15 protein-coding genes are annotated in these 16,727 nt (G+C 67.0%); 6 read left to right on the top strand and 9 right to left on the bottom strand.

Translation table 11 applies throughout. The annotated features are described in order from the left end of the window. The first annotated feature begins 59 nt into the window (after positions 1-59). Positions 60-1,004 carry a LysR substrate-binding domain-containing protein gene (locus tag ACZK5G_RS07070; RefSeq protein WP_032128340.1) on the top strand — a complete coding sequence of 315 codons (945 nt, stop codon included), beginning with the start codon at positions 60-62 and terminating at the stop codon, positions 1,002-1,004. Between the two features lie 68 nt (positions 1,005-1,072). After that, the gene (locus ACZK5G_RS07065) at positions 1,073-1,366 is read left to right on the top strand and encodes a hypothetical protein (protein WP_005415831.1); all 294 of its coding nucleotides are present in this window, start codon (positions 1,073-1,075) and stop codon (positions 1,364-1,366) included. A gap of 31 nt (positions 1,367-1,397) precedes the next feature. Here ACZK5G_RS07065 and ACZK5G_RS07060 read toward each other — a convergent pair whose 3' ends face one another. Both ACZK5G_RS07060 and ACZK5G_RS07055 read right to left on the bottom strand, forming a co-directional pair. Next, entirely contained in the window at positions 1,398-2,177 is a 780-nt protein-coding gene (locus tag ACZK5G_RS07060; RefSeq protein ID WP_478466500.1) for a DUF4349 domain-containing protein, read from the bottom strand. A gap of 32 nt (positions 2,178-2,209) precedes the next feature. Next, positions 2,210-2,566 (bottom strand): GFA family protein, encoded by a 357-nt coding sequence (locus ACZK5G_RS07055; RefSeq protein WP_046983156.1) that lies wholly within the window; start codon positions 2,564-2,566, stop codon positions 2,210-2,212. Positions 2,567-2,678: 112 nt separating this feature from the next. On the opposite strand from ACZK5G_RS07055, the gene ACZK5G_RS07050 reads away from it, so the two are divergent. Then, on the top strand, positions 2,679-4,487 hold the full coding sequence (locus ACZK5G_RS07050; protein ID WP_317218410.1) for a DUF885 domain-containing protein: 1,809 nt from the start codon (positions 2,679-2,681) through the stop codon (positions 4,485-4,487). Between the two features lie 142 nt (positions 4,488-4,629). Here the strand turns inward: ACZK5G_RS07050 and agp are convergent, their stop codons facing one another. The 3 genes from agp to ACZK5G_RS07035 all read right to left on the bottom strand — a co-directional run bounded on the left by agp (position 4,630) and on the right by ACZK5G_RS07035 (position 9,400). Then, positions 4,630-5,859 carry a bifunctional glucose-1-phosphatase/inositol phosphatase gene (gene agp / locus ACZK5G_RS07045; RefSeq protein WP_478465834.1) on the bottom strand — a complete coding sequence of 410 codons (1,230 nt, stop codon included), beginning with the start codon at positions 5,857-5,859 and terminating at the stop codon, positions 4,630-4,632. Between the two features lie 44 nt (positions 5,860-5,903). Next, entirely contained in the window at positions 5,904-7,736 is a 1,833-nt protein-coding gene (gene smrA / locus ACZK5G_RS07040) for a multidrug efflux ABC transporter SmrA (protein ID WP_478465832.1), read from the bottom strand. A 104-nt stretch (positions 7,737-7,840) separates the two neighbouring features. Beyond that, positions 7,841-9,400, bottom strand: a complete 1,560-nt coding sequence (locus ACZK5G_RS07035; protein ID WP_478465830.1) for a serine hydrolase — start codon at positions 9,398-9,400, stop codon at positions 7,841-7,843. Positions 9,401-9,510: 110 nt separating this feature from the next. Here ACZK5G_RS07035 and ACZK5G_RS07030 point away from each other — a divergent pair, with 110 nt between their 5' ends. Genes ACZK5G_RS07030 through ACZK5G_RS07020 form a run of 3 tightly spaced genes read left to right on the top strand, consistent with a single transcriptional unit; the run spans position 9,511 to position 11,763 of the window. Continuing rightward, positions 9,511-9,954 carry a VOC family protein gene (locus tag ACZK5G_RS07030; protein WP_478465828.1) on the top strand — a complete coding sequence of 148 codons (444 nt, stop codon included), beginning with the start codon at positions 9,511-9,513 and terminating at the stop codon, positions 9,952-9,954. Then, positions 9,951-10,781, top strand: a complete 831-nt coding sequence (locus tag ACZK5G_RS07025) for a DUF72 domain-containing protein (protein ID WP_478465826.1) — start codon at positions 9,951-9,953, stop codon at positions 10,779-10,781. The genes ACZK5G_RS07030 and ACZK5G_RS07025 overlap by 4 nt, the downstream gene beginning before the upstream one ends. A 34-nt stretch (positions 10,782-10,815) precedes the next feature. After that, positions 10,816-11,763 carry a DMT family transporter gene (locus tag ACZK5G_RS07020; RefSeq protein ID WP_032128349.1) on the top strand — a complete coding sequence of 316 codons (948 nt, stop codon included), beginning with the start codon at positions 10,816-10,818 and terminating at the stop codon, positions 11,761-11,763. Between the two features lie 30 nt (positions 11,764-11,793). On the opposite strand, the gene ACZK5G_RS07015 is transcribed toward ACZK5G_RS07020, so the two are convergent. From ACZK5G_RS07015 to ACZK5G_RS07000, 4 genes are all read right to left on the bottom strand, one after another. Continuing rightward, positions 11,794-12,954, bottom strand: a complete 1,161-nt coding sequence (locus ACZK5G_RS07015) for an AAA family ATPase (protein WP_180844844.1) — start codon at positions 12,952-12,954, stop codon at positions 11,794-11,796. A gap of 116 nt (positions 12,955-13,070) precedes the next feature. Further along, the gene (locus ACZK5G_RS07010) at positions 13,071-14,141 is read right to left on the bottom strand and encodes a sensor domain-containing diguanylate cyclase (RefSeq protein ID WP_121503861.1); all 1,071 of its coding nucleotides are present in this window, start codon (positions 14,139-14,141) and stop codon (positions 13,071-13,073) included. A 144-nt stretch (positions 14,142-14,285) separates the two neighbouring features. Further along, positions 14,286-15,008 (bottom strand): pseudouridine synthase, encoded by a 723-nt coding sequence (locus ACZK5G_RS07005; RefSeq protein ID WP_049424580.1) that lies wholly within the window; start codon positions 15,006-15,008, stop codon positions 14,286-14,288. 34 nt (positions 15,009-15,042) lie between these two features. Continuing rightward, positions 15,043-16,707 carry a sensor domain-containing diguanylate cyclase gene (locus tag ACZK5G_RS07000; RefSeq protein WP_478465824.1) on the bottom strand — a complete coding sequence of 555 codons (1,665 nt, stop codon included), beginning with the start codon at positions 16,705-16,707 and terminating at the stop codon, positions 15,043-15,045. Positions 16,708-16,727 lie beyond the last annotated feature (20 nt).

The raw sequence follows: 16,727 nt of genomic DNA, 5'->3' as shown, positions 1-16,727 counted from the left end.
CGCCCGCCGCACAAGCGCGTAGTATCGCTGCCAGCCACAAATATGGTTTGAGGCTGGACATGCAGCTACGCCCTTCCCTGCTCCCCGCACTGGCCGTGTTCGCGGTTGCAGCGCGCCACCAGAACTTCGCCCAGGCCGCCCAGGAGCTGCACCTGACCGCCAGCGCGGTCAGCCACCACGTGCGCCGGCTGGAGGAGGTGCTGGAAACCCGGCTGTTCCTGCGCCACGCCCGCGGCGTGCGCCTGACTGCCGAGGGCCGGCAGCTGGCCGACGCCGCCAGCGCCGCCTTCTCCGATGTCGCGGCCGTCGCCCATCACCTGCAGCCGGATGCCGACAGCGTGCCGCTGCGGATCACCACGCTGCGCTCGCTTTCCTACTGCTGGCTGCTGCCACGGCTGCCACGCTTCACCCAGGCCCATCCGCACATCCGCATCGAACTGCATACGGGCAGCGGGCTGGATCGCTACGACGACAACGGCCCGGAAGTCGGCATCCGCTATGGCCTGGGCCAGTGGCCGGGCCTGCGTGCACAGCACCTGATGGATGACTACCTGTTCCCGGTGGCCTCGCCGGCGCTGGCCGGGGTTGAAACGCTGGTCGATCCGGCGCGCATCGCCGACCTGCCGCTGCTGACCGATCTGTCGCCGCAGGGCTGGCGTGACTGGTTCCGCCATGCCGGCGTGCGCCCACCCTCGCCACTGCCGCCGATGCACACCTTCGCCGACAGTACCGATGCGATGCGTGCCGCGGTGTACGGCATGGGCGCGGTGCTGGCACGTACCCACATCGCGCAGCCCTACCTGCAGCGCTACGAAGTGGTACGCCTGCCCGGCCCGGCACTGAAAGCGCGCTATGCGTATCACGTGGTGCACGCCGAAGGGCAACCGCCGAGCCACGCCGCGCGCCTGTTCATTGACTGGTTGCTGGAGCAGGCGCAGGACGAACGCACGCCGATTCCCGCGTTGCCGGAAAGCCTGCTCGGGCGCCCGGCCACACGCGCCTGACTGCGCCCTCACCCGTTCTTTGCTTCGCGCTGGCTAGGCTGCAGGCAACCCCACACCGTATCGACGCCATGGCCATGCTGCGACTGCGCATCACCGGAACCGAAGACGACGCCCGTGCCATCAGCGACCTGCTGCTCGGCCTGGACGGCATCGAACATGTCGAGGAAACCGACGACCTGATGCCGCACATGGACGACGACGATTCCAGTTCGGCCGGGCTGTCCGATGACATCGGCCCAGGCATCCACGAACTGGAAGTGGAAGTCGGCAATGAAAGCACCGCGCAGAAGGTGCGTGATGCCGTGCAGGAACTGGCACTGGAGCTGGACGTGTTCGTCGAGTACGAGACCGACGAGGGCTGATGCCGGCGGGTTGCCGGCATCAACCTTCACCTCAGAGGCTGGGCGGCAGCTTGCGGCGTCGGCGACGCCACCACGCCCGCACACCCCAGGCCGCGATCAACGCCAGCACCGCTACCGGCAACAACGCGGCGGCAGCGCGGATCAGGAACGCAACGCTGGTACTGAGGATGCTGCCCGATTCGCTCAGGGCCTCGCCAATCTCGCTGCGGCTGCGCTGGCCCGAGGTGGTGTCGAAGTGGATCGTGACCAGCTGGGTATCGATGCGCCGGCGTTGCTGCGCCGAATCCTTGTTGGCCTGTTCGACGCCCGCTTCGATTTCCGACAGGCGCGTGGTGATCGCCATCAGGTCCTCGATCTTCAGGTCCTTGCGGTCCTGGTAGGACAGCAGCCGCGCGTGTTCCTTCTCCAGCCGCGCCTTGGTCAGTGCGGTGTCTGCTACCTCCTGCGCCAGGTCCTCGGCGCGCGTATTGCGCGACTGCAGCGTGCCCCCCTCACCGGCCAGAGCGATCAACGGCTCGGTGCCCTTCGGCGCAATGCGCACCTTGACCTCGCCGCTGGGCTGCTCGCCACTGCGCTGGTCGACCTGCAGCACCGCGCAGTCACCGAACTTCGCGCTCTGGCAGGCCTGCGCCACCTGCTGGATGCGCACAGCGATCTGCGCCGCTTCCAGCTGCACCTGCACGTCGTGTTCGTAGGCGAGGAACGCACCTTCCGGCGAAGCGACAGCAGCATCGGCAGCGGCCGCACCCGCCTCCTGCGCCCTCTCGCCGTTCTTGGCACAGGCCGCCAGCGCCAGCAGCAGCACCGGCATTGCCACCACACGCGTCCACGCGCGCAGCGGCGTCACAGTGCCGCTCCGTCGTAGGACATCACCGCCAGCGTGGCCAGGTCTACCTGCGGTACGCAGCGCACGTTCACCGCCACCATCGGCGTACCGGTGCGCGGGTCCACCGCTTCGCTGTAGGGGGCAACGCCGCACTCGCGGCAGTGGTGATGATCGATGTGGGCTTTGTTGAAGTGGTAGGTGGCCACGTCCGCGGGATTGGTGCTCAGCTGGAACGCCTCGCGCGGGGCAAACCACAGCAGGCTGCCGCGGCGACGGCACATCGAGCAGTTGCAGTCGATGACGTCGCTGATCGGCGCCTCGGCCTGTACGGTGAATGCGATCCTGCCGCAATGGCAGCTTCCCTGGTATTCCATGTCCTGTGCTCCGCTGGAGGGTCCTTGTCAGTGCCCATGGTAATCCTATGGCACGGGGACAAAGCAGCCCCGGGGCCCTATGCTCGGGGTTTGACCCTGTACAGGAACGCCGATGCGCCCGCATCTTCTTGCCCTCGCCCTGGTCGCCGCCCTGGCCGGTTGCCAGCCGGCCGACGCCCCGACCAACGCTTCCACCCCGGCCGCCAGCCAGCAGGCCGGCGACGCGGCGGTCGATGCCGCCTTCGCCGATCTTTCCAAGCGCGCCCTGGACACCTGGATGCAGCTGTCGCCGGTCAGCGCCACCCAGATCGGTGACCACCGCTACGACAGCGAACTGGATGACCTCAGTGCCGCCGGCCAGCAGAAGACCCTGGCCGCCTACAAGGCGCTTCTGGGCGAGCTGGACAAGATCGAGGTGGCCAAGCTGGGCCGCGAGAACCAGGTGGACGCGGCGATCCTGCGCAACCAGCTGCAGTCGGAAATCTGGAACGCCGAAGTGCTGCAGTCCGGCAAGTGGGACCCGCAGCTGTACAACGGCATTGCCGGCAGCGCGATCTACGGCCTGATGGCCCGCGAGTTCGCGCCGCTGCCGGAGCGCCTGAAGTCGGCCACCGCGCGTATGGAAAAGCTGCCGGCGATCTTCGCCCAGGCACGCGAGAACCTGGATCCGGCCCGCGTGCCGAAGATCCACGCCGAGACGGTGGCCAAGCAGAACAAGGGCATCCTCAGCATCGTCGATACCTTCATCACCCCGCACATCGGTGAACTGCCGCAGGCCGACCAGCAGCGCCTGCAGGCCGCCATCGACGGCCTGAAGAAGGCCGTGGACGAACAGCAGACCTGGCTGGACAAGACCCTGGTACCGAACGCCAAGGGCGACTTCCGCATCGGTGCGGAAAAGTACGACCAGAAGCTGAAGTTCGCGCTGAACTCGTCGCTGTCGCGCCAGGAGATCGGTGAGCGAGCACGCGCCGAACTCAAGCGCGTGCGCGAAGACATGTACGGCATCGCGCAGACCGTGCTGAAGGACAAGCCGGGCGCACCGGAGATGCCGGCACAGCCGACCGACGAGCAGCAGCAGAAGGCGATCGAGGCCGCGCTGGAGCTGGCCTACGCCGACAAGCCGGCGCGCGACAAGGTGGTCGACGATGCCAAGGCCGCATTGGAGCAGTCCACCGCATTCGTGCGCGAGCACGATCTGATGACCCTGCCCGACGCGCCGGTGGACATCATCCTGATGCCGGAATTCCAGCGTGGCGTGGCCGTGGCCTACTGCGATTCGCCGGGCCCGCTGGACAAGAACCTGAAGACCTTCTACGCCGTGTCGCCGATTCCGGACGACTGGAACGACAAGCAGGTCGACTCGTTCCTGCGTGAGTACAACTCGCGCATGATCCACCTGCTGAGCATCCACGAAGGTACTCCGGGCCACTACCTGGAAGGTTGGCATTCGGCCAAGTTCCCCTCCACCCTGCGTGCGGTGCTGCGTTCGGGCCTGTTCGCCGAAGGCTGGGCGGTCTACACCGAGCGCATGATGCAGGAGCAGGGTTACCTCAACAACGACCCGCTGTTCCACCTGGTGCAGCTGAAGTTCTACCTGCGCACGATCTCCAACGCGATCCTCGACCAGGGCGTGCACGTGGACAACTGGGATCGCGAAAAGGCGATGCACCTGATGACCCATGACGCCTTCCAGCAGGAAAGCGAAGCCTCGGGCAAGTGGGTGCGCGCGCAGCTGACCTCGGCACAGCTGCCGACCTACTTCGTCGGTGCGCAGGAACACTTCGACACCCGCAAGGCGATGCAGGACAAGCTGGGTGACAAGTTCAACCTCAAGGCCTATCACGACCAGATGCTGTCCTACGGCGCGCCGCCGGTGCGTTTCGCACGCCAGCTGATGCTGGACCAGCCGATCGAGTGATCGCGCAGGTGTGAGTTGGAAACGGAACGGCCCGGGGAAACCCGGGCCGTTTTCTGTTCGGCGTCCCGGGATGGACCCATCCACGCATGGCGTGGATCTACTACCCGCCTGCCAGTAGATCCACGCCATGCGTGGATGGCATTCAATTCACCGCGCGATGCAGCACGCTCTCGAACTGCACGTCACTGCATCCATTCTGCCCACACCCGGGAAGCGCGAGCTCCACCCGAACGGGTGGCTGTACATCGCTCAACGGCAGCGCATCTCGCAGTTGCGCGGTGGTCGGGTAGACGTAGGCCAGACGGAAACGCACTTCGCCGGCCCCACGATCACGCCAGCGTTCAAACTGCAGCAGGCCGCCGATCGGTGTCTTCTCATACTGGCCCGGCAACGTGTAGTCCGTGATTCCCAGCGCCGCCAGCACGGAACCGATGTTGGAATCGTGGCCGACCAGCAGGCTCACCTTCGGTGACGCCGGATCTTCGAACAGCCCGTTTATTCTTGCCAAAAGCGGCGCAGCCACGTCACGCGCCACCTCGGGTGTTCCGAACAGGATGTCCTGGTAGCGGTTGCGGACCTGCGCCAGCGCCTGCCATTGGTCCTCCGTGTTCAATCGGCCCCAGCCTTCGCCGGGAATGCCACTTCCCTGGTAGTGCTCCATCAACAAGGCATCGACCAACCCGCTTGCCAGGGCCAGCGAACCGGACGTACGCGGTTCTTTGCCCGGCTCTGCGCTGAAAATGGAATCGGCCGGCGTCAGGTGGCATTCACTGCGGCCTGCGCACGCAGCCGACTGCGGGTAGCGGGTGATCGCCTCCACCGCCGCCAGCGCCGGTGCCAGATCCGATGCGGCCTGCGCCTGTTGCATCGCCGACAGCGCACGCTCGCGGAAGAGCGTGTCTCTGTTGTGGATCACCGGATTGAACAAGGGATCCATCGTGCCCAGCGGCATGCGCTGTTCCACCGTCACGTGGCAGCCCGGGAACGCACCGGCAACGAAAAACTGCGCGGTGGCCTGGGTGCGCTGCAGGCTGTTGGCATGAACGTGGAAATCCGCCGGCTGCGGGCAGCCTGATACCGGCAGCAACCGTGCGTGGCGCAGCCACTGGCCGATGTAACGGCCCATGTAGACCTCCAGCACGCCGCCCTTGGTGGTCAGCTCGCCGGCGCCTACGTCCCAGCTCGGCCAGCGCTCCGGAGTCGCATTGGCCAACGCGCCCGATGCCACCACCGGTGCGCGCAGGTTGTGGCGGCTGAGAAGGATGACCTGCTCAAGGGCTTCGCCTTCCACTGATGGCGATGCAGCGGCTGCGGCAGTGGCGACCAGTGCCAGCACCAGCGCCAGCAGCAGGGGGCGTAGAGAACGAATCATGCGGGTCTCCGACCCCAGGGAATGCATCCACGCATGGCGTGGATCTACTGGTCTGCAGCCACAAAACCACCGGTCTGCCGCGCCCACAAGCGCGCGTACAGGCCACCGGCCGCAATCAGGTCCGCATGGGTGCCGGTCTCGACAATGCGGCCCTGGTCCATCACCACCAGCCGGTCCATGCGTGCGATGGTCGACAGCCGGTGCGCGATCGCGATCACCGTCTTGCCGCCCATCAGCTGGTCCAGGCTGTCCTGGATCGCCGCTTCCACTTCCGAGTCCAGTGCCGAGGTCGCCTCATCCAGCACCAGGATCGGTGCGTCCTTCAGCAGCACGCGGGCGATGGCGATGCGCTGGCGCTGGCCACCGGACAGCTTCACGCCGCGCTCGCCTACGTGCGCGTCGTAGCCACGCCGGCCCTGCCCGTCCACCAGCGTATCGATGAAGGCTGCGGCGCGCGCCTTGGCCACGGCGGCATGCAGCTGCTCGTCAGTGGCATCGGGGCGGCCATACAGCAGGTTGTCGCGGATCGAGCGATGCAGCAGCGAGGTGTCCTGGGTGACCACGCCGATCTGCTGGCGCAGGCTTTCCTGCGTAACGTACGCAATGTCCTGATCGTCGATCAGGATACGGCCGCTTTCCAGGTCGTACAGGCGCAGCAGCACGTTGACCAGGGTCGACTTGCCGGCACCGGAAGGACCGACCAGGCCGATCTTCTCGCCCGGCTTCACCACCAGGTCCAGTCCGGCAATCACACCGCCCTTCTTGCCGTAGTGGAAGTGGATGTCCTGGAAGTGCACGCCACCACGGGTCACCTGCAACGGGACCGCATCCTCGCGGTCCTGCACGGTCAGCGGCTGGGCAATGGTGGTGATGCCATCCTGCACCGTACCGATGTCCTCGAAGATGCCGTTGATGGTCCACATGATCCAGCCGGACATGTTGTGGATGCGGATCACCAGGCCGGTCGCCAGCGTGATCGCGCCAACAGTGATGTGGCCACCGTTCCACAGCCACAGCGCGAGCCCACAGGTACCGGCAATCAGGAAACCGTTGACGATGGCGATGGTCAGGTCCATGCCGGTGGTGATGCGGGTCTGCGCACGGTGCTTGACCGCCAGTTCCTGGATCGACTCGGCCACATAGGCCTGCTCGCGTCCGCCATGGGCGAACAGCTTCAACGTGGGAATGTTGGTGTAGCCATCAACGATGCGGCCCATCGCCTTGGAACGCGCTTCGGAGGCGATCCATGCGCGTTTCTTCGCGCGCGGAACGAAATAGGCCAGGATCACTGCATAGGCCAGCAGCCACAGGATCAACGGCACCATCAGCCGCCAGTCGGCCTGCGCGAACAGGTACAGCGCGGTGCCGGTGTAGACCACGATGTACCAGAGCGAGTCGACCATCTGCACTGCCGATTCGCGCAGCGAGGTACCGGTCTGCATCACCCGGTTGGCCACGCTGCCGGCGAAGTCGTTCTGGAAGAAGTTCAGGCTCTGCCGCACCACGTAGTTGTGCATCAGCCAGCGCGAGCGGTTGCTCAGGCCAGGCACGATGGCCTGGTTGACCAGCAGGTTGTGCAGGCCGACCAGGATCGGCCGCGCGATGACCGTGATGAACAGCATCCAGCCCAGCTCATTGGCATGGCGCTTGAAGAAATCGGCCCCCGGCTGCTCGGCGACCATGTCGACGATGCGGCCCAGGTAATCGAACATTGCCACTTCCACCAGCGCCAGCAGCAGGCCGGCGATCAGGGTGGCCAGCAGCACCGGCCACACCGGGCGCAGGTAGTGCAGGTAGAACGGCACCACCTTGCGCGGCGGCATGCGCCCGTCCACGGGCGGAAACACCGGGATCAGGGATTCAAACCAACGGAACATCGCATTCCCTCGCCATCAATAGCCGGCGGAGTATCCCACGCCGCGTGTGTACGCCAGCCGATGATCACCGCGGTTCCGGCAGCGCCGGGCCACGCCCGGCGACGTCATTTCACCGGGGTGAACAGCAGGTCCTGGAAATCGAAGCTGAAATCGGTCAGGTCGGAGATCGACTGCATGCGCACCTCGCGCACCTTGCCGTCCGGATCCAGGCTGAAGTTCACGAACGCGTCGGCGTTGAGCGAACGGTCGTCCCAGCGCACGATGAAGGTGTCATGCTGCCAATGCTCCAGGCGCCCGCTCAGCTGCGCGGTCTTCATGAAGCGCAGGCGCAGGCCCTTGCCCTCCGCACTGACCTGCATGTCGCCATACCAGCGGTCGCGGAACGTGCCGGTGTAGCCGGCCAGTGCCAGCGATGGCTTGCTGCCCTTGTCACGCGCGCTCTGGTGCTTGGCCCAGGCCTCGTCGGCCTTGTCCTGGCCCTTGGCCACGGCCTTGGCATAGGCATCCACCCAGTCGTGCTTCTCACCGCCCAGGTAAGCATCAAGCACGCTCAGGGTGATCGCGTTGAACGCCGCGCCCACTTCCTGGTTGGTCAGCACCACCACGCCCAGCTTCTCGCCTGGCACCAGGGTCAAACGCGAGACCATGCCCGGCCAGCCACCGGTATGCCAGACCAGTTTCTGGCCGCGGTAGTCGCTCAGGCTCCAGCCTTCGCCGTAGCCGGCAAAGTTGGCCCGCGCCGGCGCCAGCTCCGGCACGCTCGGCGCCGGAATCGACTGCGGCGTGATCATCCGCCACATCTGCTGCTGGCTCTTGTCGCTGAACAGCGCGGTGCCATCGGCCAGCTTGCCTTCGTCCAGCTGCACCTGCATCCAGCGCGCCATGTCGTGCGCACTGGAATAGATGCCACCGGCGCCGGCATTGTTCGACCAGGTCAGCGGTGCAACGGTACGCAGGTCCTTGAAATCGTACTTGGCGTGGCCGACCGCGGCCTTGTCGCCCGGCTTCAGGTGATCGGCGTTGTAGCGTGTGCCGGCCATGCCCACCTTGTCGAAGATGCGGGTCTGCAGGAACTGCCGGTAGCTCATGGCGGAGACATGCTCGATCACCTGCTGGGCAACCGCGTACAGGATGTTGTCGTACGCATAGCTCTCGCGGAAACCGCCCTTCAGCGGCACCTTGCCCAGCCGCTCCACCACTTCGGCATTGCTGTAGGAGGTGGTCGGCCAGAACAGCAGGTCACCTGCGCCCAGGCTCAGCCCGCTGCGATGCGACAGCAGGTCGCGGATCGTCATCTGCCCGGTCACGAACGGATCGGACATGCGGAACGACGGCAGGTGGTCGATCACCTTGTCGTCCATCTTCAGTTTGCCGTCCTCGGCCAGCAGGTTCAGTGAGGTGGCGGTGAACGCTTTGGTGTTGGAAGCAATAGCGAACAGCGTATCGGCCTGCACCGGTTCCGGCTTGCCCTGCTCGCGCACGCCCCAGCCGCGTTCCAGCACCACCTCGCCATCCTTGACCACGGCCACGGCAATGCCGGGCACGTCGAACTGCGCGCGCACGCGCTCGACGGTCGCATCCAGGTCCTGCAGCTGCGCCGGGGTGGCAGCACTCGCCATGGTCGTGCACGCCAGCAGCACGGCTCCTCCAATCCAGGGTTTCATCCAGCACGATCTCCGAACAGGGGTGGCGGCCATGTGCAGGCCGTCACCGGGGTTTCGCGCGATGGTAACGGTCTGCGGCGCACCCTGCCCTGTGCCATAGGAGGGGTGTCATGGGCGGGAACGGCCAACCGAGCAACGGCTCCACCATCATTCCATGCCTGCGCTATCGCGACGCGCAGGCCGCCATCGACTGGCTGCAGCGCGCCTTCGGCTTCCATGCCCAGGCCGTCTACGCCGATGGCGATACGGTGTTCCATGCACAGCTGACCTTCGGCACCGGCATGATCATGCTCGGCTCGGCCGACAAGGAAAGCGAGTGGAGCCAGCATGCGGCGATGCCTGATGAGGTCGGCGGCCGCCAGACCCAGAACGCCTGCGTGATCGTCACGGATGCCGATGCGCACTATGCACGGGCCAAGGCCGCCGGTGCCCGCATTGTCATCGACATCGCCGACCAGGACTATGGCGGACGCGGTTACGCCTGCGCCGACCCGGAAGGCTATCTGTGGTGGTTCGGCAGCTACGACCCGTGGCGCTCGGACCACGGCCAGTGACCGCGACCGCCCGTCCAGCGGAGATCCGCTGCGGCATCGGTGGCTGGGTGTTTCCCGAATGGCGCGGCGGCGTTTTCTACCCGGTTGGCCTGCCGCAGCGTGAAGAACTGGCCCATGCCAGCCGTGCCCTGCGTTGCATCGAAATCAACGGCACCTTCTACCGCACGCCCACCGCGGCGCAGTGCGCGCAGTGGGCCGCACAGACGCCGGAAGGCTTCCAGTTTTCGATGAAGGCGCCACGGTACCTGGTACCGCGCCGAGACCTGTCCAGCACGGTGGAAGCGGCCGCGCCCTTCCTGCAGGCGGCGATTGCACTCGGTGACCGGCTCGGGCCGTTGCTGTGGCAGTTCGATCCGCGCCATCCGGCCGATGCCGATGCATTGGGTGCCCTGATGGCGCAGCTGCCGAAGCAATTGGAAGGGGTGACGCTGCAGCATGCGCTGGAGGTCCGCAACGCCGAGGCACATGGCCCGGCACTGGTTGCTGCCGCCCGTCGACACGGCGTGGCGCTGGTGATCGAGGACAGCGACGAGGCGCCACTACACGGCGATGTCAGTGCCGGCTTCGTCTACGCCAGGATCAAGCGCAGCCAGGCCCGCTTGAACGAGGGTCTGCCGGCCCCGGTGCAGCAGCGCTGGGCGGAGCGCGCACGACGCTGGTCACGCGGCGAGCCGGTGGACGACCTGCCCTGCCTGGCCGCGCCGGCACCGTCAGAGCCGCGCGAGGTCTACCTGCTGTGCATTGGTGCGGGCAAGGCACGCAACCCGGCGGCGGCGATGGCCCTGCAGCGGCGGGTGGATGGGGCCAGCAATTCCTCACGCGGATAGCGCTGCGGTCATCGCCTTGCCTCACAATAGGCGGATGAGCACACCCGACACCCGCAAAGCGCTGTGGCAGATCCACTTCTGTGTCCTGCTGTGGGGCGTCACCGCCATCCTCGGCAAGCTGATCACCCTGCCCGCACTGCCGCTGGTGTGGTGGCGCATGCTGCTGGTGACAGCGATGCTGGCGCTGCTGCCGCGGGTCTGGCGCGGATTGCGCACCCTGCCACTGCGCCTGGTGGCGGGCTACGCCGGCATCGGCGCGCTGGTCGCCCTGCACTGGCTGACGTTCTACGGCGCGGTGAAGCTGGCCAACGCCTCGGTGGCCGCCACCTGCATCGCGCTGGCGCCGGTATTCACCTCGATCATCGAACCGTGGGTAGCCAAGCGACCGTTCCAGCTGCGTGAACTCGCCTTCGGCCTGGCCGTGCTGCCGGGTGTTGCACTGGTGGTCGGTGGCGTGCCCGATGGCATGCGCCTGGGTGTACTGATCGGCGCGATATCGGCGCTGCTGGTGGCGGTGTTTGGCTCGCTCAACAAGCGCATGGTCAGCCACGCCGATCCGCTTACGGTCACCGCACTGGAGCTGGGCGCCGGCACCCTCACCCTGACCCTGCTGGCGCCACTGATGCCCTACCTGCTGCCGGCGCTGGCCAGCCCGCTATGGGTGGTTCCGGACCTGCACGACGGCATCCTGCTGCTGGTACTGGCCGGGTTCTGCACGCTGCTGCCGTTCGCCCTGGCCCTGGTCGCGCTACGCCACCTGAGCGCCTACACGGTGCAGCTGGTGACCAACCTGGAACCGGTCTACGCGGTGGTGCTGGCGGTGGTGCTGCTGCGCGAGCAGCACGAGGTCACGCCGTGGTTCTATCTGGGCGTGGCGATCATCGTCGGCGCGGTGTTCCTGCATCCGTTGTTGAACCGCCGCAAGCCGGTGCAGCATCCGGAAATTCTTGGCACGGCCGAGGCGCGCAACATCGCCGATTGAGTGCCTCCGCGCAGGGTGCGAATCGCCTTGTCAACGCTGCGGCCAGTGCCATGCCGGTGCATCCAGCAGGCCCTGCCCGCTCAACAGCGTGCGGCCCTGTTCCTTGTGCAGGTGCAGCGAATGACAGCCGGGCGCCTGCTCCAGTGCTGCGATCAGTCGGCTGGCGTGTGAGACCACCCACACCTGGCTGCGCGCACTGGCCGCGATGATCAGCCGCGCCAGCGCCGGCAGCAGGTCAGGATGCAGGCTGGTCTCCGGTTCGTTGAGCACCAGCAGCGGCGGCGGGCGCGGCGTGTGCAGTGCCGCGGCCAGCAGCAGGAAGCGCAGCGTGCCGTCGGACAGCTCGGCCATCGACAACGGCCGCAGCAGCCCCGGCTGGTGGAAGCGCAGGGCCAGCCGGCCATCCAGTTCCTCGAACCCCACCGTGGCGCCCGGGAACGCATCGTCCACGCTGCGCGCCAGTGCGCCCGGATCACCGATCTCGAGGATGGTCACCCAGGCCGCCGCCAGATCGCGACCGTCGTGATGCAACACCGGCGTGCGCGTGGCCATCGCCGGTTGCCGTGCCGGGGCATCGGCGTCGCTGCGAAAATGGTCGTAGAAGCGCCAGCGACGGATGTACTCGCGCAGGGCGATGGTTTCCGGCATGCGCTGCGGATCGCCGACCTGGGTGAACAGACTGTCGAACAGCGACAACCGGTCATCGACCAGATCCCAGCCGCGCGCATGGCGTTGCCGCACCATTGCCCCACGTCGGTCGACCAGCAGGTTGGCGCTGCGAAGGAACGGCCCGGCCCAGATCGCCTCGGCCTTGATCTGCGGGTCCAGTGCGAAGGCCGAACGGCTGGGCGGTGGGTAGCCCAGGTCGATGGCATAGCCGAACTCGTCGGTGGTGAAGCCCAGCTTCAATCCCACCGATTCCTGCCGTGGGCCGCCCTGCAAGGGGATTTCACCGGCAGCAACCCGACGGTCCATTTTTTCCGGCCCCGCCCACAGCGCCGAACCGAGCCCACCTTCGCGGGCCAACACCGCCGCGACGCCGCCCTGCGCGGTCTCCGCCAGCAGGCGCAGCGCGCGGTACAGGCTGGATTTGCCACTGCCATTGTCGCCGGTCACCACATTCAACTGCTGCAGCGGCAGTACCAGCCCGTGCAGCGAGCGATAGTGGGCGATGGCCAGGGTCTGCAGCATGGTTGGCATCCGGGGAAACAGAGAGGTCATGCTGCCCGGTTCTGATCGCAGGAACTGCGACGCGATGTGAATCGGAAACTGCATCCACGCATGGCGTGGATCTACCTGGGGGTGCTTCAGCCCGCCCGTTCCACCCGGTTGCGACCATTGCCCTTGGCCCGGTACAGCGCCTTGTCGGCGCGCGCCAGCATGTCATCCACGCTTTCACCTGGCTGGTGCTGGGCAACACCGATGCTGATCGTGACCGGGAATCCAAGCGGCAGGTCAGCCACGGCCAGGCGCAGGAACTCGCATTGCAGTTCGGCCGTGTGCAGGTCGGTGCCCGGCATTACCGCCACGAACTCCTCGCCGCCGTAGCGCGCAGCCATGCCGCGGCCGGCGAAGTGCGAGCGCAGCAGCACGCCCAGCTCGGCCAGCACTCGGTCGCCGGTGGCGTGGCCCTGGAAATCATTGATGTGCTTGAAATGATCGATGTCGAGCAACGCAACGCAGGCGACGCCCGGTTGCCCATCGATCTTCACCACCGCCTCTTCCAGTGCCGCCGCCATCGCGCGGCGGTTGGGCAGGCCGGTCAGCGCATCGGTGCGGCTCTGCTCAGCCAGGTCGGCATTCTGCGCCAGCAGCACGTCCTGGTACTCCGACAGCAGGCGCTCGTAGTCATCGCGTTCCAGCATGTGCTTCTGGATGTCGAGCGCGAAACGGCGCAGCTCCATCACCAGCATCACCTGCCGTGACAGTGCGGCCAGTGCCTCGGCCTTGTCGCTGGGCAGGTGCTGCGGATGTGCATCGAACACGCACAGCGTGCCCAGAGGCAGTCCATCGGAACTGATCAATGGCGCACCGGCGTAGAAGCGGATGTGCGGGTCGCCGGTCACTACCGGGTTGTCGTGGAAGCGGATGTCCTGCAACGCGTCCTCGACCACCATGATTTCCTGCGGCTGCAGGATGGCGTGGCCACACATCGATTCGCTGCGCAGGTTTTCCGCCGCGTCGATGCCCTGGATCGACTTGAACCACTGCCGTTCGACGTCGATCAGGGTCACCGCCGCCATCGAGGTACCGCAGACCGCCTTGGCGATCGCGACCAGGTCGTCGAAGGATTTCTCACGCTGCGAATCCAGGATCCGGTAGCGGTACAGCGCCTCGAGCCGCAGGGCTTCGTTGGCAGGCTTGTCGGGCTTGATCATGCAGCGTCACGTTCCGGCAGGTCACTGCGGAGTCTAGCTGATGCCGGTGCGCAATCCGCACAACGGGGAGTGCCGGCCGCTGGCCGGCATCCCGCGCTCATTCGATGCCTGGTGCAGCCGGCCAGCGGCCGGCGCTACCGCGCGTTACCAGTCCAGCTGCTTCGGCAGCAGGCCCTGCAGCTCCTGCTCGGTCAGGTTGCGCCACTGGCCCGGCTTCAGCGCACCGATCTTGATGTTGTCGATGCGCACGCGGCGCAGCTGGGTCACGCGATAGCCGAACTCGGCGGCCATCAGGCGGATCTGCCGGTTCAGTCCCTGCTGCAGGGTGATGCGGAATCCGAACTTGGCGATGCGCGAGGTCTTGCACGGCAGCGTCATCTGGTCGTGGATGCGCACGCCGCGCGCCATGCCACGCAGGAACTCGTCGGTGACCGGCTTGTTCACCGCCACCAGGTACTCCTTCTGGTGGCCGTTCTCGGCACGCAGGATCTGGTTGACGATGTCGCCGTTGCTGGTCATCAGGATCAGTCCCTCGGACTCCTTGTCCAGGCGCCCGATCGGGAAGATGCGCTGTTCGTGGCCGACGAAGTCGACGATGTTGCCCTTGACCGAGGTTTCGGTGGTGCAGGTGACGCCCACCGGCTTGTTCAGCGCGATGTAGACGTGGCGGCGGGCGCCGGGCTTGCGTGCCACGCGCGCGCGCAGCGGCTGGCCGTCGACCAGCACCTGGTCTTCCTCGCCCACCACCGCACCGGTGCCGGCCGCGTGGCCGTTGACGGTGACGCGGCGGGCGGCGATCAGGCGATCGGCCTCGCGGCGGGAGCAGAAGCCGGTGTCGGCGATATGTTTGTTGAGTCGGGTGGTCATCGGTCCATTATCCGGCATCGCCGCCCGCTGCGCTTCATGCCGGGGCCGGCGGATCGAGCTCTTCGCCGTCGAACACCCGGTTGCGACCCGCCCGCTTGGCCACGTACATGGCATGGTCGGCCCGCCGCAGCAGCCCGGCCAGGTCATCCTCACCCGGCCGCCACTGCGCCAGTCCGATGCTGGCGGTCACTTCCAGGCCCGGCACCTGCAGGGCCTGGCCGGCTTCGGTGATGCGCTGGCGCAGGCGGTCCAGGCGCGCCGACGCCGCCTCGCGCGGCATGCCCGGCATCAGCAGCAGGAACTCCTCGCCGCCCATCCGCACCACTTCGTCCTGGCTGCGGACTGCCGTGCGCAGGGCACGCGCTACCGCCACCAGCACCTGGTCGCCCACCGCGTGGCCATGGCGGTCGTTGATGTCCTTGAACAGGTCGATGTCGAGAAAGCCGATCACCAGCGGGCCGCGCTCACGGTCGACCTGTGCCAGGTGACGGGCCAGCTGCTGCAGGCCGGCCCGGCGGTTGGGCAGCCCGGTCAGGCCATCGGTTTCGGCCAGCTGGCGCAGTTCATCGCGCTGCTGGCGCAGCCGGCCCAGCCGCTGGTTCATGGCATAGGCGGCCATCATCAGCAGCCAGGTCACCGACAGCTGCAGTGCTTCCACCCGGTACTCCAGCAGCCACCCCGCACTGCTGGCATCGGCTGTGATCATCACCAGCAGTGGCACCAGCGCCGCCAGGCCCGCCAACGCCCAGCAGTCACCGCGCAACCAGGCACGCATGCCAGCGGCCAGTGACAACAGGCAACCGAGGATGAAGGTCAGCTGCAGGCTCTGCGCGACCAGCGCCAGGGTGTCCCAGCGCAGCCACGGCACCAGCGCGGCCAGTCCCATCAGGCCCCACAGCACAGCCTGCTGTGCCGGCCGCGAGCGTGGCAGCAAGCGGTCCCCGCCGTTGAGGCGCCACAGAGCGGGCAGTACCAGCGCCTGGGTCGCGGCGGTCAGCGCCAGCAGCCACCATGCGCCGCGCTCGCCCACCGGCAGCCACGGTTCGGGATAACCGCTCAAGCCGCCAAGAACCGCCTGCCACACCACCACCACGATCGTCGCGCCGATGTAGACCAGGAAGCTGCGGTCACGGGTGGTCAGGTAGGCCATCAATGCCGACAGCGCCAGCGCGATCGCCACCGCGATGCAGGCCGCGCGCACCAGCAGGCGGGCGGTATCGTTCTGCTGGACCGGACTGGGCGCCCCCAGCCGCAAGGTTGGCACCCAGCGCGCTTTCAGCGGCGCCTGCCACGACACCAGGAACGGCTCATGGCTGCCTGCCGCTGGCACCGCCACCAGGCCGATGCCGGCGCGGAAGCGCGAATCACGGGTGCGCGCATCGTGCATGTTGCCGCAGATCTCGCGGTCACCATGCTGTACGCGGACTTCGCCAGCGAACACGTTGAACACATCCAGCGCCTGGGGTTGCCCCGACCAGCCCCCGGGCGGCGCCGGTACCTCTACCTGCTCGCGCGGCCCGGCCAGCATCGCGGGCGTACAGCCACGATGGGGTGTCGGTTCGTCCGTCGGTGCGCCAACCAGCAGGAAATCCCGGCCGGCCTCGGCCAGGCGCGCGTGCACCAGACCGGGAAGCAACACTCCCATCAGCAGGACGACCAGCAGCGCCCCTGTTTCGTACCGCCACTGCCTGACGCCCACGCCACATCCTGTTCCTGCTT

It is taken from the genome of Stenotrophomonas sp. 62841_Sma (assembly GCF_056482945.1).
The sequence above is the reverse complement of the archived record's forward strand: the minus strand, read 5'-3'. Positions and strand labels throughout refer to the sequence as shown.

What these genes read in the sequence shown, in the direction of transcription:
- ACZK5G_RS07070 (WP_032128340.1), top strand. Translation starts at nt 60, where the DNA reads ATGCAGCTACGCCCTTCCCTGCTCCCCGCACTGGCCGTGTTCGCGGTT.
- ACZK5G_RS07065 (WP_005415831.1), top strand. Translation starts at nt 1,073, where the DNA reads ATGGCCATGCTGCGACTGCGCATCACCGGAACCGAAGACGACGCCCGT.
- ACZK5G_RS07060 (WP_478466500.1), bottom strand. Translation starts at nt 2,177, where the DNA reads ATGCCGGTGCTGCTGCTGGCGCTGGCGGCCTGTGCCAAGAACGGCGAG.
- ACZK5G_RS07055 (WP_046983156.1), bottom strand. Translation starts at nt 2,566, where the DNA reads ATGGAATACCAGGGAAGCTGCCATTGCGGCAGGATCGCATTCACCGTA.
- ACZK5G_RS07050 (WP_317218410.1), top strand. Translation starts at nt 2,679, where the DNA reads ATGCGCCCGCATCTTCTTGCCCTCGCCCTGGTCGCCGCCCTGGCCGGT.
- agp (WP_478465834.1), bottom strand. Translation starts at nt 5,859, where the DNA reads ATGATTCGTTCTCTACGCCCCCTGCTGCTGGCGCTGGTGCTGGCACTG.
- smrA (WP_478465832.1), bottom strand. Translation starts at nt 7,736, where the DNA reads ATGTTCCGTTGGTTTGAATCCCTGATCCCGGTGTTTCCGCCCGTGGAC.
- ACZK5G_RS07035 (WP_478465830.1), bottom strand. Translation starts at nt 9,400, where the DNA reads ATGAAACCCTGGATTGGAGGAGCCGTGCTGCTGGCGTGCACGACCATG.
- ACZK5G_RS07030 (WP_478465828.1), top strand. Translation starts at nt 9,511, where the DNA reads ATGGGCGGGAACGGCCAACCGAGCAACGGCTCCACCATCATTCCATGC.
- ACZK5G_RS07020 (WP_032128349.1), top strand. Translation starts at nt 10,816, where the DNA reads ATGAGCACACCCGACACCCGCAAAGCGCTGTGGCAGATCCACTTCTGT.
- ACZK5G_RS07015 (WP_180844844.1), bottom strand. Translation starts at nt 12,954, where the DNA reads ATGCTGCAGACCCTGGCCATCGCCCACTATCGCTCGCTGCACGGGCTG.
- ACZK5G_RS07010 (WP_121503861.1), bottom strand. Translation starts at nt 14,141, where the DNA reads ATGATCAAGCCCGACAAGCCTGCCAACGAAGCCCTGCGGCTCGAGGCG.
- ACZK5G_RS07005 (WP_049424580.1), bottom strand. Translation starts at nt 15,008, where the DNA reads ATGACCACCCGACTCAACAAACATATCGCCGACACCGGCTTCTGCTCC.